26 protein-coding genes are annotated in these 26,539 nt (G+C 61.6%); 15 read left to right on the top strand and 11 right to left on the bottom strand.

What is annotated here, in order from left to right; genetic code table 11:
* Window positions 1-91: 91 nt before the first annotated feature.
* Complete coding sequence (locus tag B0G81_RS15685) at window positions 92-961, bottom strand: class I SAM-dependent methyltransferase (protein ID WP_134137209.1); 870 nt, start codon at window positions 959-961, stop codon at window positions 92-94.
* 128 nt (window positions 962-1,089) lie between these two features.
* Here B0G81_RS15685 and B0G81_RS43665 point away from each other — a divergent pair, with 128 nt between their 5' ends.
* On the top strand, window positions 1,090-1,239 hold the full coding sequence (locus tag B0G81_RS43665; protein WP_166678903.1) for a hypothetical protein: 150 nt from the start codon (window positions 1,090-1,092) through the stop codon (window positions 1,237-1,239).
* A gap of 15 nt (window positions 1,240-1,254) precedes the next feature.
* On the opposite strand, the gene B0G81_RS15690 is transcribed toward B0G81_RS43665, so the two are convergent.
* Complete coding sequence (locus tag B0G81_RS15690) at window positions 1,255-1,818, bottom strand: ester cyclase (RefSeq protein WP_243856470.1); 564 nt, start codon at window positions 1,816-1,818, stop codon at window positions 1,255-1,257.
* 289 nt (window positions 1,819-2,107) lie between these two features.
* On the opposite strand from B0G81_RS15690, the gene B0G81_RS15695 reads away from it, so the two are divergent.
* Window positions 2,108-3,163, top strand: a complete 1,056-nt coding sequence (locus B0G81_RS15695) for a Dyp-type peroxidase (RefSeq protein WP_134137213.1) — start codon at window positions 2,108-2,110, stop codon at window positions 3,161-3,163.
* Complete coding sequence (locus B0G81_RS15700) at window positions 3,156-3,959, top strand: family 1 encapsulin nanocompartment shell protein (RefSeq protein WP_106283185.1); 804 nt, start codon at window positions 3,156-3,158, stop codon at window positions 3,957-3,959. The genes B0G81_RS15695 and B0G81_RS15700 overlap by 8 nt, the downstream gene beginning before the upstream one ends.
* 63 nt (window positions 3,960-4,022) lie before the next feature.
* On the opposite strand, the gene cydB is transcribed toward B0G81_RS15700, so the two are convergent.
* From cydB to B0G81_RS15720, 4 genes are all read right to left on the bottom strand, one after another.
* A complete protein-coding gene (gene cydB, locus B0G81_RS15705) occupies window positions 4,023-5,030 on the bottom strand; it encodes a cytochrome d ubiquinol oxidase subunit II (RefSeq protein ID WP_134137217.1) in 1,008 nt (335 codons plus the stop codon).
* Window positions 5,031-5,034: 4 nt separating this feature from the next.
* On the bottom strand, window positions 5,035-6,423 hold the full coding sequence (locus B0G81_RS15710; protein WP_134137221.1) for a cytochrome ubiquinol oxidase subunit I: 1,389 nt from the start codon (window positions 6,421-6,423) through the stop codon (window positions 5,035-5,037).
* Between the two features lie 213 nt (window positions 6,424-6,636).
* Complete coding sequence (locus B0G81_RS15715; protein ID WP_134137224.1) at window positions 6,637-9,417, bottom strand: ATP-dependent Clp protease ATP-binding subunit; 2,781 nt, start codon at window positions 9,415-9,417, stop codon at window positions 6,637-6,639.
* A 390-nt stretch (window positions 9,418-9,807) separates the two neighbouring features.
* Entirely contained in the window at window positions 9,808-10,188 is a 381-nt protein-coding gene (locus B0G81_RS15720) for a TraR/DksA C4-type zinc finger protein (protein WP_116122142.1), read from the bottom strand.
* 356 nt (window positions 10,189-10,544) lie between these two features.
* On the opposite strand from B0G81_RS15720, the gene B0G81_RS15730 reads away from it, so the two are divergent.
* Window positions 10,545-10,928: a DUF6566 family protein gene (locus B0G81_RS15730; protein ID WP_243856472.1), complete on the top strand. Its 384-nt coding sequence runs from the start codon at window positions 10,545-10,547 to the stop codon at window positions 10,926-10,928.
* A gap of 76 nt (window positions 10,929-11,004) precedes the next feature.
* On the opposite strand, the gene B0G81_RS15735 is transcribed toward B0G81_RS15730, so the two are convergent.
* Window positions 11,005-11,361, bottom strand: a complete 357-nt coding sequence (locus tag B0G81_RS15735) for a host attachment protein (protein WP_243856474.1) — start codon at window positions 11,359-11,361, stop codon at window positions 11,005-11,007.
* 389 nt (window positions 11,362-11,750) lie between these two features.
* Here B0G81_RS15735 and B0G81_RS15740 point away from each other — a divergent pair, with 389 nt between their 5' ends.
* Window positions 11,751-12,620, top strand: a complete 870-nt coding sequence (locus B0G81_RS15740) for a LysR family transcriptional regulator (RefSeq protein ID WP_134137229.1) — start codon at window positions 11,751-11,753, stop codon at window positions 12,618-12,620.
* A gap of 55 nt (window positions 12,621-12,675) precedes the next feature.
* Here the strand turns inward: B0G81_RS15740 and B0G81_RS15745 are convergent, their stop codons facing one another.
* Window positions 12,676-13,662, bottom strand: coding sequence for a zinc-dependent alcohol dehydrogenase family protein (locus B0G81_RS15745; RefSeq protein ID WP_134137235.1), 987 nt, complete (start codon window positions 13,660-13,662; stop codon window positions 12,676-12,678).
* A 452-nt stretch (window positions 13,663-14,114) separates the two neighbouring features.
* Between B0G81_RS15745 and B0G81_RS15750 the strand changes: the two genes are divergently transcribed.
* A complete protein-coding gene (locus B0G81_RS15750) occupies window positions 14,115-14,459 on the top strand; it encodes a DUF4148 domain-containing protein (protein WP_134137239.1) in 345 nt (114 codons plus the stop codon).
* Between the two features lie 140 nt (window positions 14,460-14,599).
* Here B0G81_RS15750 and B0G81_RS15755 read toward each other — a convergent pair whose 3' ends face one another.
* Entirely contained in the window at window positions 14,600-15,340 is a 741-nt protein-coding gene (locus tag B0G81_RS15755; RefSeq protein WP_116122148.1) for a GntR family transcriptional regulator, read from the bottom strand.
* A 345-nt stretch (window positions 15,341-15,685) separates the two neighbouring features.
* On the opposite strand from B0G81_RS15755, the gene B0G81_RS15760 reads away from it, so the two are divergent.
* Window positions 15,686-16,117 carry a VOC family protein gene (locus B0G81_RS15760; protein WP_134137244.1) on the top strand — a complete coding sequence of 144 codons (432 nt, stop codon included), beginning with the start codon at window positions 15,686-15,688 and terminating at the stop codon, window positions 16,115-16,117.
* Between the two features lie 148 nt (window positions 16,118-16,265).
* Complete coding sequence (locus tag B0G81_RS15765; protein ID WP_134137250.1) at window positions 16,266-17,579, top strand: MFS transporter; 1,314 nt, start codon at window positions 16,266-16,268, stop codon at window positions 17,577-17,579.
* 82 nt (window positions 17,580-17,661) lie between these two features.
* Here B0G81_RS15765 and B0G81_RS15770 read toward each other — a convergent pair whose 3' ends face one another.
* Both B0G81_RS15770 and B0G81_RS15775 read right to left on the bottom strand, forming a co-directional pair.
* On the bottom strand, window positions 17,662-18,000 hold the full coding sequence (locus B0G81_RS15770) for a DUF190 domain-containing protein (RefSeq protein WP_134137255.1): 339 nt from the start codon (window positions 17,998-18,000) through the stop codon (window positions 17,662-17,664).
* A gap of 451 nt (window positions 18,001-18,451) precedes the next feature.
* Window positions 18,452-18,940: an SRPBCC family protein gene (locus B0G81_RS15775; RefSeq protein ID WP_116122152.1), complete on the bottom strand. Its 489-nt coding sequence runs from the start codon at window positions 18,938-18,940 to the stop codon at window positions 18,452-18,454.
* 252 nt (window positions 18,941-19,192) lie between these two features.
* On the opposite strand from B0G81_RS15775, the gene B0G81_RS15780 reads away from it, so the two are divergent.
* The 7 genes from B0G81_RS15780 (at window position 19,193) to B0G81_RS15815 (ending at window position 26,521) form a co-directional block, all read left to right on the top strand.
* Entirely contained in the window at window positions 19,193-19,627 is a 435-nt protein-coding gene (locus tag B0G81_RS15780) for a MarR family winged helix-turn-helix transcriptional regulator (RefSeq protein ID WP_134137257.1), read from the top strand.
* Window positions 19,628-20,473: 846 nt separating this feature from the next.
* Entirely contained in the window at window positions 20,474-21,571 is a 1,098-nt protein-coding gene (locus tag B0G81_RS15790) for a sugar ABC transporter substrate-binding protein (protein WP_134137259.1), read from the top strand.
* 8 nt (window positions 21,572-21,579) lie between these two features.
* Window positions 21,580-22,569 (top strand): ABC transporter permease, encoded by a 990-nt coding sequence (locus tag B0G81_RS15795; protein WP_241974875.1) that lies wholly within the window; start codon window positions 21,580-21,582, stop codon window positions 22,567-22,569.
* On the top strand, window positions 22,569-23,339 hold the full coding sequence (locus B0G81_RS15800) for an ATP-binding cassette domain-containing protein (protein ID WP_106283167.1): 771 nt from the start codon (window positions 22,569-22,571) through the stop codon (window positions 23,337-23,339). Before B0G81_RS15795 ends, B0G81_RS15800 begins: the two co-directional genes overlap by 1 nt.
* Window positions 23,340-23,489: 150 nt before the next feature.
* Window positions 23,490-25,124, top strand: a complete 1,635-nt coding sequence (locus B0G81_RS15805; RefSeq protein WP_134137261.1) for a D-alanyl-D-alanine carboxypeptidase — start codon at window positions 23,490-23,492, stop codon at window positions 25,122-25,124.
* 186 nt (window positions 25,125-25,310) lie between these two features.
* Window positions 25,311-25,619, top strand: coding sequence for a hypothetical protein (locus tag B0G81_RS15810; protein WP_134137263.1), 309 nt, complete (start codon window positions 25,311-25,313; stop codon window positions 25,617-25,619).
* A 53-nt stretch (window positions 25,620-25,672) separates the two neighbouring features.
* Window positions 25,673-26,521 (top strand): transposase, encoded by an 849-nt coding sequence (locus tag B0G81_RS15815; RefSeq protein ID WP_243856476.1) that lies wholly within the window; start codon window positions 25,673-25,675, stop codon window positions 26,519-26,521.
* The last annotated feature ends 18 nt before the right edge of the window (window positions 26,522-26,539 follow it).

Consider the following 26,539-nt stretch of genomic DNA (forward strand, 5'->3'; position numbering starts at 1 on the left):
TTTCCCTATGCATGTTTTGGGGCGGCAATGAGCATCTGGTCACACGCGCGTCAATCACATGTGGTATTCGATCTGAAGAGGGGCAATGCGCTCACGGCGGCCAGGTGCTCGCCACGAGCAGATCCTCCGCATTGTTCGGCGGCCGCAGACCGTCGGTCCTGCCGGAGAAGTAGCGCTGCGTCAGATCGGCCGCCGGGACGTGTATCGCTTCGCCAAAGCCGGCTTCATGGGCCAGCGCCAGCATCTCCGGTGGAGTGAAGAAGCTGATAAAAGGTGTCCCGCTTGCTCGCGCGCCCTTCTCCGCCATCTCGAGCCCCGGACGCACCTCAGGGTCCGCCAGATGCAGCGGGAGCAGGAAGGTCATGGCAAGCGTCGATCCCGGCGCGAGCGCCGCGACCTCGCGCAGCGTGGCCATGTTCGCTTCCAGGGTGAGATACATACTGACGCCCGTGGAGACCACGAGCGCCGGCTTGCTGTCATCGAAGCCGGCAGCCGTCAACTCGTCCCGCCAGTTCCGGCCCGCTTCGAAATCGACCGGCACGAAGCGCAGCCAATCCGGCACGCCGTAGCCGAGTTCGTTCAGGCGCTGGCGCTTCCATGCCTGAGGACCTGGCGGGTCGATCTCGAACACCTTGAGGCGGGACGCGATCTCCGGCCTGCGCTGCGCGAAGCTGTCGAGCCCCGCGCCGAGGATCACGTACTGACTCAGCCCGCGCCCGGCCTGTTCCGCGACCAGGTCTTCGATGAAGCGCGCCCGAGCCACGATCGAAGCGCGAAACGGACGCGTGAACTGCGGGTCCATGTCTCCGCGTCCGCGCCAGTCGCCGCCTGGAGCCAGCAACTTGAGGCCGACTGTGTCTTCCAGCACATGCGGCGGCGGGTCCGCCTCGACATGCAGCGCGCGCCACAAGGCGACACGCGCAGCGGTGCTATCGGGCGCCGCATTTCGCTTCTCGTTCATGAGTCTCGATCCGGTTCTTTGTTTCCGGGCTCCGATTCGACATCGCACACCAGCACCTGTCGCAATCCTGCCGCGCGCAACAGGCTATGATTGCCACGTGAATAGACGAGCCGATGACGGGGGACAGCGTGTCACAGACAAGCTCTGATCGCAAGACGACCTTCAGCACACGCCTCTTATGGTTCATTGGACTGTGGCTGCTCGGCGTTGCCGGCGCAGTGCTGCTCGCGCTGCCGTTCCGGCTTCTGATCGCCGCGGCCATGCATTATCAGCATTGAGGCATTGCTTCCGCTTCAATGGCGGTCGAGCATTTTTGGCAACTGGCCAAGCTGTCGAAATAGCGATAGCCAATCCTCGAGGTGCCAGGTTTTCTCGATCAGATTTCCGCGCATCTGATGGAAAGAATGAATCGCGAATTTCACATGCTTCGAACTCGCGTCGATGCCGAGCAGCTTGCCCGTTTGCGTGCCGCTGATCTCCGCGCGAACCCCTATCCGGTTGCCATGCACCAGCAAATCGAGAATTTCGACTTTCAAGTCCGGCAGCGCGGTCGCTATGTCATGGAACACCTCAACCATTTGACCGGGCCCGGGGGCGGCGCCGCGAGGCTCCGGAATGTACTGCCAGTCAGGGGTGACAACCTTCGCCAATAACTCGACGCTTTTCTGCTCGAACGCTCGATAGAACCCTTCAACCGCTTCTCGCGCCACCGCTTCATCGGTACCTGAGGTCATGATCTGCTGCTCCTGAGGGTGCAAGTCGTCATGGTAGACCGAATCATTCCGGGTGGCTTCACGGCATTCAACGTCAGCCCGCCCTCCATTTGCAATGCGAATGAATGCAGTCGTTTTTTTCAATCCGCCGCGCCATAGCGCGTCCCGAAGCCGGCACCCAGCACCCACAAATTATCTGCCCGGTATAACATCTGTGAGCGTGATGGACGTCAACCATGTCACGCATGTTGCGCCCTTCCTGCGACAAGCCAAAGCGGCATGCATGCGTGCGGCGTCGCGGTGACCGCAATAGCTAACCTGCTTCAATCATTCAAACGAAACTCGCGCCCGCCTCCGGCATGAAACGCGCAGGCGGAACGACGTGGGTTCTACTGCTGTAGGAACCCGTAACGGTCTAACAACAATCAAGCCGATGCCCAACGAAATCCCGGAACCGCAAGCAATTTGTAATGACGTCTCCCGCAGCGCGATCTTCATTGTCGCGACAATCGCGAACAACCGTGATCAGGAGGCCAAGGTGCGCGAATGGTGCGGCGACATTGCCGCCCTCGTGCGCGCGGTCGGCAAGCGTGTGCCGGCCGGCAATCTGTCGTGCGTCTGCTCGTTCGGCTCCGACGCGTGGGACAGGTTGTTCGGCGCGCCGCGGCCCGCCCTCCTGCATCCGTTCCGCGACATCGGCGAGGGCGAGCGTCGCGCGTTGGGGACACCGGGCGATTTACTGCTGCACATCCGCGCCGATCATATGGATCTCTGTTTCGAACTCGCCACGCAGTTGCTGGGCGCGCTCGGCGACGCGGTCGCCGTGGTCGATGAAGTCCACGGATTTCGCTACTTCGATATGCGCGACATGGTGGGTTTCGTCGACGGCACCGAGAACCCGACAGGCCGCGCCGCCGATGAATACACGCTGATCACCGAAGACCCCGGCTTCGAAGGCGGCAGCTATGTCCTCGTGCAAAAGTACCTGCACGACATGGACGGATGGAATGCGCTTTCCGTCGAGACTCAGGAACGCATCATCGGCCGCAAGAAATTGTCCGACGTCGAACTCGACGCAGCGGTCAAACCGTCGTCATCGCACAGCTCGCTGACCACGATCACCGAGAACGGCAAGGAAGTGAAGATCTTGCGCGACAACATGCCATTCGGCCGCCTGGGCGCGGCGGAATTCGGCACCTACTTTATCGGCTACGCACGATCGCCCGCGCCGATCGAGCAGATGCTGGAGAACATGTTCATCGGGCGGCCGCCGGGCAACTACGACCGGCTGCTCGACTATAGCCGCGCCGTCACGGGTGGCCTGTTCTTCGTGCCGTCGGCCACCTTGCTCGAAGAACTCGCGGACCGCGATCCGCCGAGCGTCACGGCCGCCATCGAAACACAGCCCGAACCCTCTTCGCCCGCCGCGCCACGCCACGACGGCTCGCTAAATATTGGCTCTCTCAAGGGAATCTCCCAACATGAATAACCTGCATCGCGAGCTCGCCCCCATTTCCAGTGCCGCCTGGTCGCAGATTGAAAACGAAGTGGCGCGCACCTTCAAACGCAGCGTAGCCGGCCGTCGCGTGGTCGACGTCAAGGGTCCGGGTGGAACCGAGTTGTCCGGTGTCGGCACGGGGCATCAGACCGCGATTGCCGCGCCTCAACAAGGCGTCGTGGCCAGGCTCGCGGAGGTCAAACGCGTGGTCGAGTTCACCGTGCCGTTCGAGTTGCAGCGCGAGGCGATCGACAGCGTGCTGCGCGGCGCGAACGACGCCGACTGGCAACCCGCGAAAGACGCAGCGAAAGAACTCGCCTATGCGGAAGATCGCGCGATCTTCGACGGATACGAGGCAGCGGGAATCGGCGGGATTCGCGAAGGCTCGTCGAACGCGCCGCTCGCGCTGTCCGCCGACATCGGCGATTATCCGCACGCGATCGGCAATGCACTGGAGGCGTTGCGGCTCGCCGGCGTGGACGGGCCTTATTCCGTGCTGCTCGGCGCCGACGCCTACACGGCGCTCAGCGAGGCACGCGACCAGGGCTATCCGGTGATCGAGCACATCAAGCGGATCGTGAACGGCGACATCGTCTGGGCGCCCGCGCTGAGCGGCGGAAGCGTGCTCTCCACGCGAGGCGGGGACTTCGAGTTGCACCTCGGTGAAGACCTGTCGATTGGCTATCTCAGCCACACCGAATCGGTCGTGCGCCTCTATCTGCGCGAAACGCTGACATTCCTGATGTTGACGAGCGAAGCCTCCGTGTCGCTCACGCTCGCTGAATAAGCGCGGGCCGTTGCGGGCTCAGGCACGCAACGGCCGTTTCATCCGCGACCGGCGGCGCCGGTGTCAGTGGTAGCCGGCATCCCCTTCCCGCACCTTGCCGCGGAACACGCGGTACTGCATGGCGTTGTAGACGAGGATGACCGGCAGCACGATCACCGTGCCGACCAGCGTGAAGAGCTGGCTCGAATGACTCGACGAGGCTTCCCAGATCGTCAGCGAAGGCGGCACGATGTTCGGCCAGATGCTGATCAGCAAGCCGCTGTATCCGAGAAAGCACAGCGCAAGCGTGAGCAGGAACGGCATCGCTTCATGCTGCAAGCGAAGCGATCGAAAAATGCCCCACACGCAGGCCAGAACGAGAATCGGCACCGGCATGAACCAGCCGAGATAGCCGCTCCCGAACCAGCGATGCTCGACCGCCGGCAATCCGATCACGGTCCACAGACTCACCACGAAGATGATCCCCAGCAGCACGGCCAGCAGCGGCCGCATCACCTCGCGCATCTTGCGCTGCAGTTCGCCTTCTGTCTTGAGGATTAGCCAGCCGCAGCCGAGCGTCGCATAGGTGAAGAGCACGCCGATGCCGCAGAACAGGCTGAACGGCGACAGCCAGTCGAACGGGTCGCCGGCGAATTGGTCATCGACGATCTTGATGCCTTGCAGCAGCGACCCCAGCACGACGCCCTGGCAAAGGCCCGCGAGAGCCGAGCCGGCGATAAAGGCGAGATCCCACGCATGCTGGGTCCGCGTGGCCTTCGCGCGCAATTCAAAGGCCGCGCCGCGAAAGATCAGCCCCACGACCATCAGGATCAGCGGCAGATAGTTTGCCGGGAGCAGCGTCGAATAGACGACCGGGAACGCCCCGTATAGCCCCGCGCCGCCGAGCACGAGGAACGTTTCGTTGCCGTCCCAAACCGGCGCGATGGTGTTGAGCATGACTTGCCGATCGCCTTTCTCCTCGAAAAACGGAAACAGCAGGCCGATGCCGAGATCGAAGCCGTCCAGCATCACATAGATGAAAACGCCGAGGCCGATGATCGCAGCCCACACGACCGGAAGATCGATTTGCATGGCCTCACTCCCGTTCCAGTGCGTCCAGCGGACGATTGCGCAACACCGGATGTTTAACGGACCGGCGGGCGTCGACCTGTTCTTCCGGTCCGCGCTTCATCATCTTGAGCATGTAGTAGACCCCCATACCGAATACCAGGAAGTACACCAGCACGAAGATCAGCAATGACACGCCCGCTTGCTGGGCACTGATCGGCGAGAGTGAGTCTTCGGTTCGCAGAACACCATAGACCGTCCAGGGTTGGCGGCCGACCTCCGTCGTTACCCACCCGGCCAACAGCGCGACGATCCCCGACGGCCCCATGCACAGCACGAAAATCTGATACCAGCGCGTCTCGTAGAGGCGGCCTCGCACCCTGAGCAGCAACCCGAGCAAGGCGGCCAACAGCATCAGCATGCCGAGGCCCGCCATGATCCGGAAGGTCCAGAAGATGATTGGCGAATACGGGCGGTCTCTGGCGGGAAAGGTCTTGAGCCCGCGGATTTCTCCGTCCCAGCTATGGGTCAGAATGAGACTGCCCAAATGCGGGATTTGCAGCGCATAGCGCGTCACTTCCGCATCCATGTCGGGAAAACCGACCAGATTAAGCGCCGTGCCGCCTTTCTCGGTTTCCCACAGGCCTTCAATTGCGGCGATTTTGGCGGGCTGATATTGGCGCGTATTGAGGCCGTGCGCATCGCCGACAAAAATCTGCACCGGTGTGAGCAAAAGCAGAATCCACAACGCCATCGAAAAGCTGCGTTTGACGGGTCCGTCGCGCCGGCCATGCAACAGGTGCCACGCCCCACACGCAGCGACGATAAAGCCCGCCACAATGAACGCGGCGATGGTCATATGCGCGAGCCGGTACGGGAACGACGGGTTGAAAATCACCTTCAGCCAGTCGACCGGTACGATCCGGCCGTTCATCATGGCGAATCCCTGCGGCGTTTGCATAAAGCTATTCGACGCGAGAATCCAGAAGGTGGACATCAACGTGCCGAGCGCCACCATCAGCGTGGCGAAGAAGTGCGCGCGCGGACTCACACGCTGCCAGCCGAATAGCATGACACCCAGAAAACCCGCCTCGAGAAAGAACGCCGTCAACACTTCATAAGTCAGGAGCGGTCCTGTGATGTTGCCGGCAATGGTGGAAAAGCCACTCCAGTTGGTGCCGAACTCGTAGGCCATCACCACGCCCGAGACCACGCCCATGCCGAAGCCGACCGCAAAGATCTTCGACCAGAACAGAAACATGTCCTTGTAGACCGCGTCGCCGGTCAGCAACCAGCGCCCTTCTAGCACGGCGAGGAAGCTGGCCATGCCTATGCTGATTGCGGGGAAAATGATGTGAAACGAAACCGTGAATGCGAACTGAAGCCTGGCGAGGTGGAAGGCATCGAAGATTTCCATGATTGAACGGCGGCTCCAGGTTGTACCGGCACTTGCGCAAAGATGAACGCCTCGCGAAGCTGAGAGACATCACTCAGCCGGCGAACCGCGCGCCTCCCGTCTCTTTCCTGGTAGAAGAGTTCGGGAGGCATCATCAGGTCCGCTTCCGGATAATACGCGCCACACCGCCGACACGCTCGCTGCGTGTCCTTGCCCGTTGCTCACACCACGCCGTCAGGAACTGGCGCCCTCCGTGGACTCCGTGCTGCCGACTTCGTCGGACGACTTCTTCTTTGTCCGGCTATTAGCGCGTTTCGCCTTGGGCGTCGTCGCCTCGCCGCGAACGAACTTCACTTCGCCGCTGTCCTTGTCATAGCTGACCTCGACATTGTCGCCCGATTTCAGTTTGCCGCCGAGAATCTCCTTGGCAAGCCGCGTTTCCAGTTCCTGGCGAATCTGGCGCTTCAGCTCGCGGGCGCCGAACTCCGGCCGGTAGCCGGCCTCGGCCAGATGGTCGACAATCGACTCGTCGATCTTGAGTGTGATGTCCTGGGCCGCCGCGGTGCGCGTGACCCGCTCGAGCTGGATCCGCACGATCGAGCGGATATTCTCGCGAGAAAGGCCGTGAAAGACGATCACCTCGTCGATGCGGTTCAGGAACTCCGGACGGAAGTGGCCCTTGAGCACATCCATCAACTCCTCGCGAAGCTTCTTCTCCGGCAACTGATCCGCCTCGGGCTTTTCGAGGTTATCCATGATGATGTGCGCGCCGAGATTGCTGGTCGCGATGATGATCGTGTTGCTGAAGTCCACCACGCGGCCCTTGCCGTCGGTCAGACGGCCGTCGTCGAACACCTGGAGCAATACGTTGCTCACGTCTGCGTGGGCCTTCTCGATCTCGTCGAGCAGAATCACGCTATACGGCCGCCGCCGGACCCGCTCGGTCAACTGGCCGCCCTCGTCGTAGCCGACATACCCCGGCGGCGCGCCGATCAGGCGTGCCACGGCGTGACGCTCCATATACTCGGACATGTCGATACGAATGACCGACTGTTCATCGCCGAACACCGTTTCGGCCAGCGCCTTCGCGAGTTCGGTCTTGCCGACGCCGGTCGGTCCGAGAAACAGGAAGGTCGCGATAGGCCGGTTTGCCTGGCCGAGTCCGGCACGCGACAGGCGCACGGCGTCGCTCACGGCAAGCACCGCGTCGTCCTGGCCGACCACGCGCTCACGCAATTTGTTTTCCATGTCCAGCAGCTTCTGGCGCTCTTCCTGTGTCAGTTCCGTGACCGGAATGCCGGTTTGACGCGACACCACTTCGGCGATGGCCGCCACGGTGACTTCAAGCGTTTCCGAACCGGTCTTGCGCTGCCATGCCTCCATCTGCTCGTCGAGTGTCGTCTGCTTTTCGCCGATACGTTCCTCGAACTTCTTCGCCTCGTCATAGCGCTTGCGCGAGGACGCGTAATCCTGCTCGCGCTTGAGTTGAGACATCTCGGCTTCGAGTTCCTGGATGTCCGCCGGACGCGAAGTCGCACCGATCCGTACGCGCGCGGCGGCCTGGTCGATCAGGTCGATGGCTTTGTCGGGCAGAAAGCGCGACGTGATGTAACGGTCCGACATTTCAGCGGCCGCGACAAACGCATCGTCCGCGAAGGTCACCTGATGATGCGCCTCGAGCTTGTCGCGCAGGCCGCGCAGGATGACGATGGTCTGCTCGACGGTCGGCTCGGGCACCAGCACCGGCTGAAAGCGCCTCTCCAGCGCGGCGTCTTTTTCAATGTACTTCTGGTATTCGTTGAGCGTCGTCGCGCCGATCAGACTGAGTTCGCCGCGAGCCAGCGCCGGTTTGAGCACGTTCGCGATGTCGAGACCGCCCTCGCCGCCGCCCTGGCCGGCGCCCACGATCATGTGCAACTCATCGATGAACAGAACCAGCTCGTCCTTCTTTGCCGTCACTTCGTCGATCAGCGTTTTTGCGCGTTCCTCGAACTCGCCGCGATACTTCGCACCCGCCACCATCGAATTGATATTGACCTCGACGAGCCGCTTGCCGCGCAGATTTTCGGGAACTTCGTCGTTCACGATGCGCTGCGCCAAGCCTTCGACAATGGCGGTCTTGCCGACGCCGGGCTCGCCGATCAACACCGGATTGTTCTTCCTGCGCCGCGCGAGCACCTCGATCGTGCTTTCGATTTCCTGCGCGCGGCCCAGCACCGGGTCGAGCTTGCCCTGGCGCGCGAGCGCCGTGAGGTCACGCCCGAACTTGTCGAGTGTGGGCGTGCCGGTCGGTGCATCGACGCGGCCGTCCTCGGCGCCTTTGCCGACCAACTTCACCACTTTCTGCCGCAGCCCTTCCGGCGTCACACCATACTTCTTCAGCAGCGTGCCCGCGATACTGTCCGGCACCGCCGCAAGCCCGATCAGCAGATGTTCCGGGCCGACATACGAATGACCCAGATCGCGCGATGCCTGGAACCCGTACTGGAACACTTTCTTCAGGCGCGGCGAAATGGTCATTTTCTCGAGCGGCGCATCGGGATTCGCGGTGCCCTTCTGCGCGTGCTGATCGATATAAGCCTTGATGTCCTGCGGCGAGAGCTTGAGTTCCTTGAGCAGCGCAGTGCCGACATCGTTGTCCGCCAGTACATACAGCAGATGTTCGGTGTCAAGCTCGCTTCGCTGGAGTTCGTGCGCTTTCTCTGCCGCACGCTGCAACAACTCGAGCGTCTGTTCGCTGAAGGCGTCGGTTGCGTCGACCGATTCGCGCGGCACCTCAGCGGAGAGACTCTCGTTATCGTCGTCTTCCTCGTGCGCGCCGCCCATCCCGCCGAAGAAGCGTGACAGACCACCGCCTCCCAATAGCGAGTCGAACGGGTTCGCCATGCTCTGGTGCCGCATTAATTGCCGGTAGTCGTAATCGCAAATCGATAAAGTTTTCCGCTCGCCGTTCTGCACAACGGTCACACGGGCGACGGCGGGACGGGCGTTACAGATTTCGCAAAGGGCGGGCATCGTAAAATCACCTTTCTGAGGTAAGGCATCCGATGTTGTTAGAGGTTGTAGGACGCGTTCAAGTGAGGGGAGAACGCTCGGAACCTGTCGCCGGCCTTTCGTTATGGTTGTGCGCGAGGCCGATGTTTCGCTGTTCAGCGTTCAAAATGGGCGTCGCTTTCGAACAGATAGCGACGCACGAGCGGCTTGCGTCAACCGGCATGCGCTTGCGCTCTCTCACTACGCGTCTGATCGCCGCATGATTGGCATAACGAACCTAAATAAACCGCCCTTGAATTCTATGAGTGGATTGTGAGTAAGGGGACATTGGTTTTTCCGATGGGGCGCATGGGCCGACATGCCGACGCTATCGTGCGGCGAGACGACGCGCTCTAATGCGCGTGGTCGTCACTACTTGCGGGCCTCGCGGCGGCTCTGCTCCGCCACGGTGAGAATCGCTTCTGGCATGACCTCGAGCCGCTCTTTCGGGATCGGCTGGCCACTTTCGTCGGAGAGGCCGTAAGTGCCGTCGTCGATTTTCTGCAGCGCCCGCCCAATATCCGCAATGCGCTGGTCGTTCACGTCGTGCAGCGACTGATTGATTTCATTCTGCGCCATTCCCTGCGCCGCGTCCTCATACTCCTCAGCCTCGTCGCCGTGCTCCTCCCGAGCCGTTCGATCGTCTGCGATCGTCTCTGCTTCGCCGCCCAGCAATTCCCGGCGCAGCGCCTCCAGGCGCTTACGCTGCTGCGCGATGAACTCGTCACTCAAGCCGCTCTGTTGGTTCGACATGGTGTTCTCCCTCTGTATGATTGGCCCGCTGAACGTTGGGACGGCGCCGTCAACTTTCGTCGACGTTGTCCGCGTAATGGTCGACGGTAACCTTGCATTCGTCGATCACGACCTGAAGAAAAGCAGGATCGTTTCTTTCCACCCATCTTTCCACGTGCAGGAAACGCTGCGTGCCGAGGTCGTGAGATCGACCGTAACGGTCCCCCGATTTGTTTGCAGAGGCGAGATCGTCGCGGAGAACTGAAACCGTCGATATGAAAATTCTTGTGCCATAGCGACTCCTTGGCAGAAGTGAGCTAAACGTACGATTTCTTCATACGAGTGCGAGGTTTCGTGCGCGCCTGCTTGCGACCACCATGGTCATGCTACCGGGATTACGGCATGATGGCGCTAGCAGCGACACGCAGGCTAAGGAGAAAACGATGCCAGCATCCACTGTTTTCTATGGCGAGTTCGAGATGGTCGTGCGCCCCGAGACCAATAAGTTCGGCGCCTGGATCGCGAGCGTGAGCCTGAAAAATAGCGCGGGTAAAGTGGTCGATATTCGCCCGATGACCGTTCAGCCCGAATGGCTGACCGAAGAAGAAGCGATCAGAGACGCGGTCGAATGGGGCCGCCGGTTCATCGATCGTGAGTTCGAGACGCCGCAACCACACTCCTGGGTCAGCGCCCGGTCTCGCGCGGAGGACTGGTTCCGCGATGCCGAAGAAAAATCGCACGGGCCGGACATCAGTTCCTGAACGCGACAAACCTGAACACCGCAAAGCCGGCCCTGCACACGCTTGCAGGCTCAGTGAACTCTTGCGCAGCCGCTCTCTACTTACGCAGACGCGCCTCGATTTCCTGCTTACTGAGCGCCAGCAGATCTTCGCTGATCTGCTCGAATATCATTCGACGCGCTTCCTCGCTCAGATTCGAACGCACCATGCCGAGGAATTTCGCCTCCATGGCGAGCCGTAGCCGATTGTAGAGTTGACGGAGTCGCCCTTCTTCCAGATAGGTGGCAACCCGCTTTGCAAATTTCTCGCGGTCTTTCTCAGTCAGCGCCGTGCCGGTGTATTCGTCGTTGACGAGAACTTCGACCTCCTGCAAGTCGAGCTTAAGCCCAGGCGTCTGGAAAACGCGCGCGCGACCTCCGTCAGCCACGACAAGCCAGGTAACTTCGACCATCATGCACCTCTGAGCAGAATTTCTAGCGCATACGTGGCGCTCGCTCGCCGACAGTGCCGGCGACACTCACTCAAGATAGCAGTTCGGACGGGCTACGCCCAAGGTCAATTCGTCGATTTTCTCGAGCCGTGCCACCGCTTTACCAACCGCGGCTGAAGACATGCCGAGTTGCTGGCCGGCATCCGTGACACTGCGCAACTACGCGGCGCCGGAAAAGGCCTTGAGAGCGTTGAGACTGTCCAGACGCGTCCGCACGATCGCGGACATTGGTGTCTGATAAGTCATGAATTTCAGCATAGTGATGGCCGCGGACGCGGTCCTCGGCTTCGGCCGGACGCCAAACCGCGAAGTTCGGTACGATAAGGCCGCCTGTCGCACGAGCACATCCTGCTATGAACGAAATGACAATGGATTGGGGCGATGTCCGCGTGTTTCTCGCGATCGCCCGTTGCGGCACACTCGGCGCCGCCGCGCGCCAACTGGGACAAACCCAGCCCACCATGGGGCGCCGGCTGCGTGCGCTCGAAAGCGCGGTCGGCCAGGCGCTGTTCCAGCGCACCGCCGACGGCTTCGTACTGACCGACGAAGGCACCGCGGTGTTGAGTTTCGCGGAGCGAATGGAGGAAGAAGCGCTCGCGTTCACACGTTCGCTCGCGGGGACCACGCAGCAGTTGACGGGGTCGCTGCGCGTGTCGTCCTCGGACTGGTTCGGTATTCATGTGCTCACCCCTGTGTTCGCCGCGTTTCTCTCGCGGCATCCGCAGCTCTCGATCGAGTTGATCACCGATTCGCGACGCTACAGTCTTTCACGCCGTGAAGCGGATCTCGTGTTTCGCATCACGCCGTTCGACGAACCCGACGTGATCCAGCGAAAGGTCATGGATCTGAACTACGCGCTGTACGGGCACGCCGATCTGGTGGCGCCGCAGGCCGGCGATGGCGCGGGCCAATCGCTCATTACGATGGACAGCGCCTTCGAGGCCCTGCCCGACGTGACATGGATTCGCCGCATGCTGCCGAATGCGCGAGTCGCGTACGCCAGCAACAATCGCGGCGTCCAGGCGCGCATGTGTGCCGAGCGCGGCGGCTTCGCGGTGCTGCCGTGCGCGCTTGGCGACAACACGCCGGGACTGCGGCGCATCGACCTCGGCGAAACGCCGCCGGGCCGCGAAGTGTGGCTCGGCTACCATCGCGACCTTCGGCGGCTGGGGCGGTTGCGGGCGTTGATCGACGTTGTCGTCGACAAACTCGCCAACACGTAATTGACGTCTGGCCGCCGCTGAATTCACTCACGATTGCCGCCCCGCGCGGCCAGCGTCACTCGATATCGACGACGATCTTGCCCCGCGCGCTGCGATCGGTGATTGCGTCGTACCCTTGTTCCGCCGAGCGAAGATCGAAGCGGCGCGGATCGAGTCTCGGCGTCAATTGACCCGCTTCTGCAAGGCGCGTCGCCTCGCGCAGCATATCGCCGTGATGCGCCCGATTCTCGCCGCTCAGCAGCGCATGCAGAGTGAACACGCCTGAATACGTCGCCTCGCGAAACGACAGCGGCGCGAGCAGATGCGTGCCCCAGCCCAGCGCGCTGACCACATGGCCGAAATGCTTGACCGCCGCGAACGATGCATCGAGCGTCGCGCCGCCCACCGTGTCGGCGACCACCTCGAATCCCGCCCCGCCCGTATGCTGCGCGACATATTGCTCGACGTGCTGCGCGGCGTAATCGATCGGCGTGGCGCCGAGGCGCATGAGTTCGTCGTGATCGCGTGCGCTCGCCGTCGCGAACACGCGTGCTCCCAGCGCCCGCGCGAGTTGCACCGAAACATGGCCCACGCCGCCCGCGCCTCCTTGCACGAGCACGGTCTGCCCGGCCTGAAGCTTCGCGCGATCCACGAGCCCCATGTAGGCGGTGATGAACACGAGCGGCAAAGAGGCGGCTTCGCGCATCGACAGATTGGCGGGCTTCAGCGCGAGCAGATCCGCGTCCACCACGGCATATTGCGCGAGCGAACCCTGAATGCCGCCGACACCGCCTGTCATGCCGTAGAGCTCGTCGCCCGCTTTGAAGCGCGTCACGCCCGCACCCACCGCCTCGACCACGCCGGCCATGTCGATGCCGAGCACCAGTGGCAGCGGATGTTTTGCATGAGCGGCACCGCCTGCGCGGATTTTCGTGTCGAGCGGATTGAGACCGGCCGCGGCGATACGCACCCGCACCTGGCCGGGCAACGGTTCAGGGCGAGCCACGGTGGTGAGTGCCAGCGGTCCGTTGTACTGAGAGAGAACGAGGGCTTGCATTGTCATGGTCAACGCTCCTTGCAAATACCGGTGAGAGGAAAAGCAGATGGAGCGAATAGTGACCCATGCAAACGGGTCTGAAAACTTACAAATGTGCACGCTTGTCATGCATTAATGCATGATGCAACGCCTTTGGGCGGCGGTTCTTCATTCAGAGTCTCACGCATGAGATGACTGATATTCCAATCCGCCTCAATCGTGACTTCCGGAAAAATACCGAGAGTGTCGCGACGTGCGCCTCCGACGGCGTTGCGCGCCCCCATCCCTGAAGCGGGGGCAGGCCCAACATGTCAATTTCGTAATGAACCGGTGGGGATCGCGTCAGGTGCGCAAGCGCAATATGGTTTCCAGACGCTCAGAGAAGAAAGACCCGCGCAATACCAGTAGCGTCGAATGAGCTGCTGCTATTCAACGAATTTCCCTCAATCCACCCTCGTATTTATTTCGGAGTCTGAATCATGAAGAAAGCTATCGTTTGCATCGCCCTCGCTGCCGCCGCCCTGTCCGCTCCGGTGCTCAGCTTCGCGCAATCCAACGGGCCGGTGACACGCGCCGAGGTCCGCAGCGATCTCGTGCAGTTGGAGCGGACCGGCTATAACCCGGCGCGTTCCGACGACGCCAGCTATCCGGCCGACATCCAGACCGCCGAAGCAAAAGTCGCCGCGCAATCCACGCATCAGCAAACGCAGAGCTACGGCGGTGTGCCGGCGAACGGCACGTCGTCCGGCGGACCGGCGCATACGGCAATGCAATCGACCTGTATCGGTCCGGCCAGCTTCTGCACCCCGTACTTCGGCAAATAAGCGATATGCCGCGCCGGTCCCGTGCTTGCCGCCAGGCGCACGGGATCGAGCTTGATGACGCCCTTGCCTTGCGGGCGTCGCCGTTGATGACGCGCAGCGTTTTTAGGCGCGAGGCAGACGCCGTGGCGGCCGCTCGCGACTCAATCCTGCAAGCCGCGCACGTTCCGGTAAGAACAGCGGCTCGAATCGACGAAGCGCACGCGAAACTCGACCGGCTGGTCTTTGAACGTAAAGGCCGTCCGTTCGATGCGCAGCACCGGCGCACCGACTTCGATATTCAGCGCGCGCGCCACTTCTTCGTCGGCGGCCGCGCCGCCCAGATCTTCCACCACGCGCACGACTGAGATTCCAAAATGCTCCTGGTAAAAGCCGTAAATGGAACCGCGCCGTGCCTTGAACATCTCCGCTTCCAGCGTCGGGAACACGTCGAGCGGAAACCACAAACGATCAAGCATGACAGGCACGTCATCATGCAGCCGAAGATTGTCGGCGGTGGCAAGCCGTGCGCCGCGTGCGAGCTTGAGCGTCGCGGCGAGTTCCGCGCTCGCGCGCTCCTTGCCGAAACGCAGCAGGCGCGCGGTGACTTTCAGTAATTCGCCGTCTGTATCGACGAAGCTGAAGTAATGGTCGAACGCATGTTCGTCGGCGAACTTCGCGACGATCGTGCCGCGCCCTGCCCGGCGAATCAGCAGACGCTCGGCCACCAGTTCTTCGACCGCGCGGCGGATCGTACCGATGCCGACGCCGAATTCCTCGGCTAGTTGCGGCTCCGTCGGGATCTTGTCGCCGGCTGTCCATTGGCCGGTACGAAGGCGCTCGAGAATACCGGCGCGGACGATTTCATAGAGCGGTTGCTCTCCCGGAGTACGAAGTCCTGGCATTCAGGTCAGTGTCAGAGTGAAGAAAAAAGAATCGGAAAACGCCGCTCGATCCGCGATGAGATGCCCGCGAAACGCACGCGTTTCATGCGCCGCTTCCGGTCCGATTCGCGGCCCGATTCGCGGCCCGCATGGCGAATTCCGGAAGGATACAGGATCGACACCCAAATGCGTCACCACGACAGGGCGCCGCGCCTAACAACCGCGAGGATCGAAGACAATCGGCGCCGACCCCAACCCCTCTTTTAATTCGAATCATTCGAATGATTCGATTGACGAAGGCATGATGTCGTCCTAGACTGATCTCCATCGCGCAACCACGCGCGCTTACATCAAAGGAGATGAGCCATGCCGAATTTCATCAAGCACATTGCATTCAAGGTTGAAGATGTCGAGAAGGAACGCGCGTTCTATGAGAACGTGTTCGGCTACAAGCACGTGAATACGGTGCGTCGCAAGGGCAAGAACGGCGACCACATTTCGCATCACCTGACCGACGGCTATATGGACCTGACGTTGATTCACTATGAGCAATCGGATTCGGACGAAGCCGATTTCGCCGGCCCGGCGCCGTGCATTCACCACATCGGCATGGAAGTGGAAGACCTCGAGGCGTTTATCGCGCAGATCAAGGAAAATGGCGGTGAAATCATGACGGCGCCGGGTCATCTGCCAGTCAAGTTCCGTTCGCCGAACGGGCCGGTGGCCGAAGTCGTGCCCATGGATCGCTGGGAAAAGAAGACGCTCGCCGCCGGCGTACACGGCGAAGTACTCGAGTAACTACGTTCAGGTTCGCGTTACACCAGCTCGCATTACACCAACTCAATAGCGAGCGGTTCGACGTACGGCGACGTGGAGCGATCCCCGCGGCGCCGCGACACCAAACGCAACGGCACGTGCCGTTGCGTGGTCGCAAGGAGGAGACACGATGGAATCGATCCGCCGCCGCAAGCGCTTTCCCGCGACGACAGGCGTACTGATTGTCCTGTGCATCATGTCGTTCCTGATGTATGTGGACCGCACCAACATTTCCACTGCGGCTCTCGCGATCCGTCGCGATCTGCATCTGAGCAACTCGCAGCTTGGCATCGTGTTTTCCGCTTTTGCGCTGACCTACGCGCTCGCGATGATTCCAGGCGGCTTTATCAGCGATCGTCTCGGCGCCCGCAAGATGCTCGCCGTGTGCGGCGTGCTGTGGGGTCTCGGCACGCTCCTGACCGGCCTCGCCGGCGGGCTGGGTACGCTGCTGCTCGCGCGCTTCGTTGTGGGGTTGGGTGAAAGCCCGATCGTACCGGCATCGGCCCGCGCGTTGACCGCGTGGATGGAACCCGAGCGGCGCGGCTTTTCGCAAGGCATCACGCATGCCTGCGCCAGGCTGGGCAACGCATCGACGCCGATTCTCGTCGCCAGTCTGATCAGCGCATTTTCGTGGCACATCGCGTTCATCGTGCTCGGCGCGGCGAGTCTCGCGTGGGTCGTGCTGTGGGTCTGGTACTACCGCGACAATCCCGCTGATCATCCGGGCATCACACCCCAGGACATCGCGCGCCTGCCCGCCAAACTCGGCACGGCACGCGTGCCGATGCGCTGGCCGCCGCTCTTGCGGGCGCTCTGGCCGGCTACTCTAGTGAGCTTCTGTCACGGCTGGATTCTGTGGTTCTTTCTCAACTGGATGCCGTCGTTTTTTGCGCAGGCGTATCACCTGAATATCCGGCATTCAGCCATTTTCAGTTCGGGGATTTTCCTGAGCGGCGTAGTCGGCACCACGCTCGGCGGCTCGCTCAGCGATCTGATGCTGAAGAAGACCGGCAACATTCGCCGCTCGCGTCAAACGCTGATTACAGTGGGGTTTCTCGCACCCATCGTGTTCTTCGTGCCGATGTTCCTGCACACGTCGTCGACGCTTGCCGCGCTCTCGCTGGCCGCCGCGCTGTTCCTCTCCGAACTGGTGACCGCGCCGCTGTGGGCCGTCGCAATGGATCTCGCACCCAACCACGCGGCGACCTCGAGCAGCATCATGAACGCGGGGCTTGGCATTGCGGCATCGGTGTCGCCGCCGCTCGTCGGATGGCTGGTCGATACGACGCATTCATGGCAACCGGTGTTCGCGCTGTCGATGTTCTTTCTCGCGCTCGGGCCAATCGCCGCGCACTGGATTCGCCCCGACCGTCCCTATCTCGGCGAGCCCGAAGCGAAAGCGAAGGAGGCCGGCGGTTTTGCGGCGCGGATGGATGCTTACTGAACGCGGCGCCTCGCCAACGCATGTCGGTTGGCGACGAGTTGGCCGCGTCGAACCTCACGCAGTGTGCGCACGAAATCGTAGGCTAGGACTTCGCAGCGTTGCCGTTGTCATCCCCGATAACGCCGAACTCGACGGGTGTCTTCACGTAGAACAGATGCACGCCATCGGCGCGCAGCCGGTCGAATAACCGGTCGGCTTCGTCGCTCGTCACCGCCATCACGACGGACAAAGGCTGGTCCGCCAGCTCGAAGAAATGTGCAGAGTGAATGCGGTGATGGTGGCCGATTCCTTCGCAGCCTGGTATCACGGTCGCGCCGCGCAGGCCAAGTTCGCCCGCAAGGTGGACGAGCCAGTCAGCCAGCGGCTTGCCGCGATGGCGGCGATCCTGTTGAGTAAAGAAAGTGACCTGATAGCCGTTCATGTCGGTGTCTCCTGTCCGCGCTGGATCGCTGTCGATTATTCTTGTCAGTAGAGAGGCGCGGCAATACCTGCGTCGCCGGTTCGACGCAGTCGTCGGCATCATCAGCCGAGCCATGGAATAAGTGTAGATGCCGGGCAGAACGAGTGCCAGCTAAGGCTGCCGGGATGCCCCGTATTCCTGCTGCCAGCAGCGCAGGCCGAACAGCGGCACGAGCCCATAAGCGTGGTCCAGCATGTCCGACTGCAGGTTTTCGTCACGGCCGCAGCGATTCCCGACGCCCGCAGCTTACGTACTCTCTTCTCCAACACCGCCGCAGCCACATTCGCAACGTGTGACGCTGGAAGAACCGCGGCTGCGATTGCACGAGCGGCTCCTGAACGGCAAACTGCATCGTACAACTCGTGGATTCGCAATTGTACTGATTGGACCCTGCCCTGCCCCGCGTCGAGTTTTACCCCTGCTCAATCTCAAGGAGCCGCGCGTCAAGCCGCCGCGCTAGCGCCGCGCCGCCTTCGCGCATCACCACGTCATGATTCCATTGAAAGACCGGTCGCAGCAACGGCGCCAACGCATTCATCCACGCGCGTTTCGTATGCACGCACCAGTCATAGCGAACCACGGTCAGGTTGCGCCCGTCGGTCGAAAAGCTCCACCGGCCTGCGCCTTCGACGTCGCCACTGGCCTCCCCTTCCAGCGCGACCAATGGGTCGACGCGCGTCACCCGCATATCGAACACGAGGCGGTAGGGCAACCAGCCTTTCCACGTATAGCGTTGAACGACGCCCACGCCTTGATCCGAACCCGCTTGCAGCTGGTCCACGCGCTCGACGTTATGCCACCATTCGGGCCAGCGCGCCGAGTCCTGGATTGCCGCCCACACTTCCTGCACTGGCGCATCGATGCGCCAGGTAGTGGAAAAGCGGTATTCGACCGTGCGCAAGCTGCCTCCATTCTTAATATTCTTCCCGAGATTTTGGCAGATGCTCGTTGTACTTGCCATCACCGGCGAAACTGCGCCGCGCGACAAAACGTAGAACAGCCGGAAGCAGCCGGCGGCCGCTGACGCGCTCGGCGACAGGATTAACTGTCGCCCGTCGTCCGATAGGACTTATGCTAGGATAAAAGTTCGCACACGAACTAAATTACAGCAAAAAAGCGCCGTCCGCCGGAGCGCAACAGGTGAGGTTGAAACATGGATCATCGGCTCGTGTATCTGCTCAATGTGGGCCAAAAGCGCCTGCATCGGTGGTCGCAAACTCGGACAGCCGCAGGTGGAGTGACTGCGGCGCAGGCGGGGCTGCTTTTCTTTCTCGGGAAAAACGACGGTGCACTCACGAGCGAGGCGGCTGCGGCGCTCGATCTCAAGGCGCCGGGAATGAGCGGGTTGGTCGACAGAGCGGAGCGGGCCGGTCTCCTGGAACGCCATTCGGACGAACTCGATGGGCGCGCGTCGCGACTTTGGCTAACGGCGGCAGGACGCACCGCACTCAAGCGGTCGAAGTCGGGCCTCGCTGAACTGAATGTCAGGCTGACGGAAGGATTTACGGAGGCCGAGATCGACGTGGTTGGGCGCTGGCTGACGAGTTTGCAGGACAAGTTCCCCGATGTCGACGAGGAAACGGCATAAGGCGACACCTGAGGACGGCGGCACCGGCATACCGCCGTGTTTCCCGGCAGTGTTCGCCGCTTCCATCAGCGTGGAATCTTCGTGAAGTCCGGCCGGCATTTCTGAGCAAACGCGAGGAATGCTTCTTTCCCCTCCGCGACGGCAAGCCGCTCCATGAATGTGACGCTTTCCCGATCCATCCGGGCTGTCAGCCGCTCCGCGTCCCGCATGAGCCGTTTCGTTGCTGCCAGTGATCCATAGGCACGCGGGGCACATTTGAGCGCATAAACTTGTTCGCATGCGAAATATATAATGTTCGCATACGAAGTAAACGTGTTTGTCATCGACAAGGCGGATCAGCGGGAACGCCGTTGCGGGACGCGAGTGAGACCCGCTTTCGCAAAACATCGGGAATTCGACCGCGAAGCCGCACGCTTCCAGTACGCCGCATCCCACGCGTTCTGCAACGCTTTAAAAAAGGCCCAATGCGCGTCGCGAATCCCAATAATTGGTCTGCAGCAACCCTGAACCGTCGTGCAGTATGGAGCGAACGCTTCCCCTTCTTCTCATCCGTCTTCTTTCAGGCATCAACTCGGTAGTAATACTATTAAATCGGTGTATCGTGCACAAAAAAAGCCGCGCGTTCCACGCCAGTCATTCATATTCAAACCAGTTAAGGGTATACATCGATTAGTAGCCAAAAGTGCGTGATATAGCATTTTCGTGGGGTAGTCATGCGTACGCGCGTGCACGTGGGCTTTCCGAAAGGAGCGATGCCCAGCTCCGGTGCCTGTCTTGCCGGAGTTTTTTCTGCTTGCGCCGTTACAACCAGTGAAACGTTCTACAACTGAGAGACGGGAGACTGAGATGGCGCAATCGAAGGAAGACAAGGACGAAGTGCAGGGAACGCGTCGTGGTTTGCTGCAGGGCGCAGGCCTGACCGCGGCACTGGCGCTTATGGGTGGAATGGGTGGAATGGGTGGAATGATCTCGTCGGCCCAGGCGGCGGAAGGCGGTTCGTTTCCAGCACACAAACGTTGGAAGATCGTGTTCGTCAACCATGTCACGACGAATCCGTTCTTCGTGCCCACGCAATACGGCATTCAGGACGCGACCGCCTTGCTCGGCATGGACTATCAGTGGACCGGCTCGGCCAACGCCGACATCGGCGAAATGGTGAATGCGGTCAACGCGGCGATTGCCGCGAAAGCCGATGCCATCGCAGTACCGATCGTCGACCCCAAGGCATTCGACAAACCCATCCAGGCCGCACTCGACGCCGGCATTCCCGTGTTCGCCTATAACGCCGACGCGCCTTCGGGTTCCACCAATCCGCGCCTTGCGTACATCGGCCAGGATCTTTATCTGTCCGGCTATCAGATGGGCGAGCGGATCGTGAGCCTTATCGACAGCGGCCTCGTCGCGCTCTTTATCGCCACTCCCGGCCAACTCAACATTCAGCCCCGGCTCGATGGCGCGGCGGCTGCAATCAAGAAATCGGGCAAGAAGATCGACGTGCAGACCATCGCCACCGGCGCGACCGTCAACGAAGAACTCTCGAAGATCAAATCCTTCTTTCTCGGCCACCAGGATCTCAAAGGCATGTTCGCGGTGGACGCGGGAAGCACCCAGGGCGTCGCCGAAGTCATGAAGGAATCCAACCTGCCGTCCAAGGGCGTGCACGGCGGCGGCTTCGATCTGCTGCCGCGCACGGTCGATCTGATTCACGACGGCTTCCTCGACTTCACCATCGACCAGCAGCCGTACGTGCAAGGTTTCTATACCGTGGTCGAGGCATTTACCTTCCTCGCCTCCGGCGGGCTCGTCGGGCCGGCCAACGTCAACACGGGCCTGAAGTTCGTCACCAAGGGCACGGTCGATCCGTACCTGACCACATCGACGCGCTATGAAGGCAAGAGCACGAAGCCCCAGATCGTGCCACGCACGGGTGCGATCAAAGGGTGACGTCTTCCGTGACGGACGCCCAGCAAGCCGCCAAACGTCCGAGGCGCTGGTCCGGCGCGCTCGGGCGTTCCAGCGAGATCCGCATCTTCGCGGTGGCGCTCATCCTCTGCATCTACTTCGAGACGGTCAATCATGACTTTCTGCTGACCGGCGCGAGTCTGCAGAATCTCTCGCAATTCATCGCGCCAGTGGCGATCATTGCCTTTGGCGAAATCATGTTGATGATCGGCGGAGAGATCGATCTCTCAGCCGGGATGGTCTTCGCGTTTGCGCCTTTCATCATGCATTTCGCCATCGAGGCGGGCTTGCCGCCGTGGCTCGGGATGCTCACCGGCCTGGTGGCCGCGGCCATCGTCGGGCTGATCAATGGCGCGGTGACGGTGTATCTGCGCATCCCATCGTTCGTGACGACGCTCGGCACCTTGTTCTTCGTGAACGGCCTCACGCTGACCATCTCGCGAGGCACGCCGGTTTCGCCACCGGAAAATTCAGCGTTCGCGGCCTTCATGGGCGAATGGGGCTACAGCGAAATCATCTGGACGCTCGCCATTGCGGCCTTCATGCACGTGCTGCTGCGCCACACGCGCTGGGGTTTGCATACGATCGCGTCGGGCGCGAATCCGCTGGGCGCAAGCGAGGCGGGGATCCAGGTCAGACGCCTGAAGCTCGGCAACTTCATTCTTGCGGCGCTGCTCGCCGGACTGACCGGAATCCTGGAGGGCTTCCGCATCACGTCGATCGATCCGCAGGCAGGCGGCAACCAGATCATGTTTCTCGCCGTCGCCGCTGCCGTGATCGGCGGCACGCCCCTCGCCGGCGGATCGGGCACGATCATCGGCGGACTGATCGGCGCGGCGGTGCTCGGTATTCTCAACGACGGCTTCACACTGATCGGCATCAACGCCTTCACCTTCAACATGATTCTCGGCGCGGCGATTCTCGGCGCCATGATCTTCAACATCCACGTGGTTCGTCTCGCGCGCAAGGGGGAGCTGTAATGTCCGAAGTGCTGGAGGCGCTGCGCGGCGAAGACATCGTCAAACGTTTCGGCGCGGTCACCGCGCTCGATGGCGTTTCGCTCACGCTGAAACAGGGCGAGATTCTTGGCGTACTCGGCGACAACGGCGCGGGCAAATCGACCCTGATCAAGATCCTGACTGGCTTTCATCAGCAGACGAGCGGCAAGCTTTTTGTCGGCGGCGAGGAAACGCTGCTGCGCTCGGTCGATCACGCCCGTTCACTCGGCATTGAATGTGTGTATCAGGATCTGGCGCTCGCCAATTCTCTGAGCATCTATCACAACATGTTCCTGAATCGGGAGATCATCCGCCGAGGGCCATTTCGGCTGTTGGACAATCGCGCCATGCGCGAGCGCGCCGCGGAGTGTCTTGAAGAAATCGGCGTGCACGTGCCCTCGGTCGATCTGCCGGTCGAGCAGCTTTCGGGCGGCCAGCGGCAAGCTATCGCGGTCGCACGCGCAGTCAATTCGAACGCAAAGATCCTGTTGCTCGACGAACCGCTGGCCGCGATGGGCGCCCGCGAGGCGGGACTCATCATCGACCTGATCCTTCGGCTCAAGGCGAAAGGCGGCCTGTCTATCGTCATGATCATGCACAACTACGCGCAGACGCTCGACATCGCGGACCGTGTGATGCTCATGCAACGCGGACGGGTGACTTATCAGCGCGAGGCAGCCAGCACGTCAGTGGAAGAACTGATGGATATCGTGCGGCGCGAATATCGGGCAATGCGGTCAGCGACGCATTAATACCCGAACCGGCGACCCGCCGGCTTTGCTCCTGGAGCTTATCGAATAGCCGCGCCCCGCTCGCAAGCGCCGAAGCCGAATACGCTGCGAGTCGAGCCGCTTAACGAACAGTCAAGTGCGGTCAAGTCCAGCCAACGCCGGAGACATGCCATGAGCCCGACAATGGATCGACAGTGGAAGCGGTGGACCGCAATCGCGGGCGCCGCTCTGCTGGTGTCGTGCGGCGATTCGCTCAGCTCGAGTCCCACGGTTCCCGATTCGATCATGCAGGTGATGCAAAAACCGGTCTACAAGAACGCGACCTGGTCGATGCAGGTGGTCGATCTCGACTCGGGCCATGTGATCTACGACCTGAATTCGAGCGCCCAGATGTTGATCGGCTCAGTGCGCAAGCTCTTTTCGGTCGGCTCCGCACTGAATCAACTGGGTGCGCGGCACCAGTTCGTCACGCCGGTCTACCGGCAGGGCACGCTCGATGCGGGCGGCACCCTCACCGGCAATCTGATCCTGCTGGCAAGCGGCGACCTGACGATGGGCGGCCGAGCCAACCCGGACGGCACGATCGCCATCACGAACTTCGATCACAACGAGGCCGACTCGCTGGGCAACGCCATACTCGCCACGCCCGATCCGCTTGCCGGCTTCAATTCCCTCGCGGCGCAAGTGGCGGCGGCGGGCATCAAAACGATCAATGGCGATGTCGTGATCGACGACCGGCTTTTCGAGCCCTTCGACTTTCGCGGTGAATTCAACGTGCGGCCGATCTTCGTCAACGACGACGTGGTCGACGTCACCCTGAACCAGGGCGCCGAAGGCTCGGCCGTTCCGTTCGACTGGCGGCCCAAAACAGCCGCGTTCAGCGTGCAATCCACGCTAGCGACGGGCAGCGCGGCCTCGCAACTGGACATTGAACTCGCACCGGAACTGCCGTTGTGCATCGGCTCGCCGGGCTGTATCGGCAACATAACCGGCAACGTGCCGGCGGGTTTCACGCCGCCACTGACGAACGCCTACCCGCTGATTCGCACGTTCCGAGTGACCCAGCCTTCCAATTACGCTCGCACCGTGTTCATCGAAGCGCTGGCGCGCGCGGGTGTCACGGTTTCGGCGACGCCCGTCGCCGCCAATCCGGTTCAGTTGCTGCCCGCGCAAGGCTCGTATTCGAGCGCGACGCAGGTTGCGCAACTCACTTCGCAACCGTATGAGCAATACGTCAGATACGTCATGAAGGTCAGCTATAACATCGGTGCCGACACCAGCCTCATGCTGTTCGGTCTCGCACGCGACGGTTCGACGACGCTGACCGGCGCGCTAGCGGCGGAACAGGTCCAACTCTCGAACACGTTCAAGATCCCGTCGAGCCAGTACCACTTCATCGACGGCAGTGGCGGCGGCGACTCGACTGCGAGCGGCACGGCGGTCATCGCCATGCTCAGAGGCATGAGCACGACGCAGGTCTTTTCGCCCTTTTTCGACGCGTTGCCGGTGCTGGGCGTGGACGGATCGCTGGCCACCATCACCGCCTTCGAATCCGATGCGACGCTTGCAGGTGCGAAAGGCCAGGTGCACGCGAAGACCGGCACTTACGTCACGGAGAACCCAAACACGCCATCGCTGCCGTTCCTGAGAGGACAATCCCTCGCCGGCTATATCGACGCGAAAAGCGGCCACCGGATCGCGTTCGTACTGACGGTCAACAACGTTCCTATTTCGGGCATCAGCGACGTGCTCGCGGTCTTTCAGGACGAAGGCACGATATCGGCGATGCTCTGGAAACTGCAGTAGTGCGGGCGCGTCCGCTCTTTGCGTCGATATAGCCGGTCATCGGCAGACGCAGACCGGGCCGGCTAAGGATTTCCTGACCCGAAGTTCAGCATCGACCCCGCTCATTTTCTTGATCTCCTGACAGCACTGTGAAAACTGGCCGCATACGATGAACGCACGCCGATCGTCCTTCGTCCGAGTGCTGCCATGGTTCCGTATCTGTCTGAAAGAGAAAATTCGATCGAGCACGTCAATGCGATGTGCTTGCGCCTCTTCGACCAGTGGTGCGAAACCAGAAGCGTCGTGCCGCTGACGTATCTGCTAAAGGGCTGGCCGATGACGAACGGCGACCCCGACACCCTCCGGCGTCTCGGAACCGCGTTGCGTGAGCTCAGACGGCAACATCTGCACGATTCCAACGACGCCGCCTTTCAGGAAGTCTGCGAGCTATCGGATTGTGTCGACGATCTGCTGATCCTTTCCTCCCTGCCAACGTCGGTGACGAGCGGCTGGTAGCGCGAACGGCGACAGCCGGGCCCGCGCAATGCAATGAGTAGGGGGAGGACAGCGTGCATTTCAACGAAATCAGTGACGAAGAGTGGCTACTGCTCGCGCCCGTCCTGGCCGATCCCCCGCTTATACACCGGCAGCGCGGCCGGCCACGCGCAGCGGTTCGCGCGGTGGCGAATGCCGTGCTGTGGGTACTCACAACCGGCGATCCCTGGTCCACGTTGCCAAGCCATTATCCGTCGGTGCCGACGTGCCGGCACCGCTTCGAGGCGTGGCGTTCGAGCGGCGCCCTTGCGCAGATGTACCGGATCCTTTCGAGCAGCGGCCGCAAGTTTCGGTGCGGCCCGCAACTGACACTGGAACGCCGCAACGCCGTGACGCGCGGCATCGACCGCCAGACTCGGGACGAAGGTTTTCGGCGGGTGTTCTGGAGAGACCAGGCGTCGTGGCAGACATCGCGCGAGACATGGCAGTCGTCCCAAACGGCGGATATTTTCAAGGATCTCGCGCGCGATCTCCCGCACCCCGCCAACTCCGAGCATGCCGTACCCGAGCGCATCGAACCCCGCGCGCCGGTGACACACCTCCCTGCCATTCAACGAGTCGCGTCGCCATGGATGGGCCTCGCGTCGAAAGGCCGAACCGAATCCGACCCGCGCGGCTACGTCATCTACATTGCCGCCGATCGGCTGGCGAACGCCCATTTCCGCGGATGGGCCGAGATCGTGCGCGACGATCGGCGAGTTGCGCGCTCAGGGCTGATCGGGCCGAGCTTCAAGAATTGCGAGACGGCACAGCAATACGCGCTCGAATGGGCCTGGCGGTGGATCGACGAGGAAAGCGGTGAAGACGGCAACGCCGCCGAACTGGACAACGACGTCCGGCAGCAAAAAACGCGCGCGGGGTGAGCGACGCATCGACGCGGC

This window comes from Paraburkholderia sp. BL6665CI2N2 (assembly GCF_004366535.1).
Lineage (GTDB): Bacteria > Pseudomonadota > Gammaproteobacteria > Burkholderiales > Burkholderiaceae > Paraburkholderia.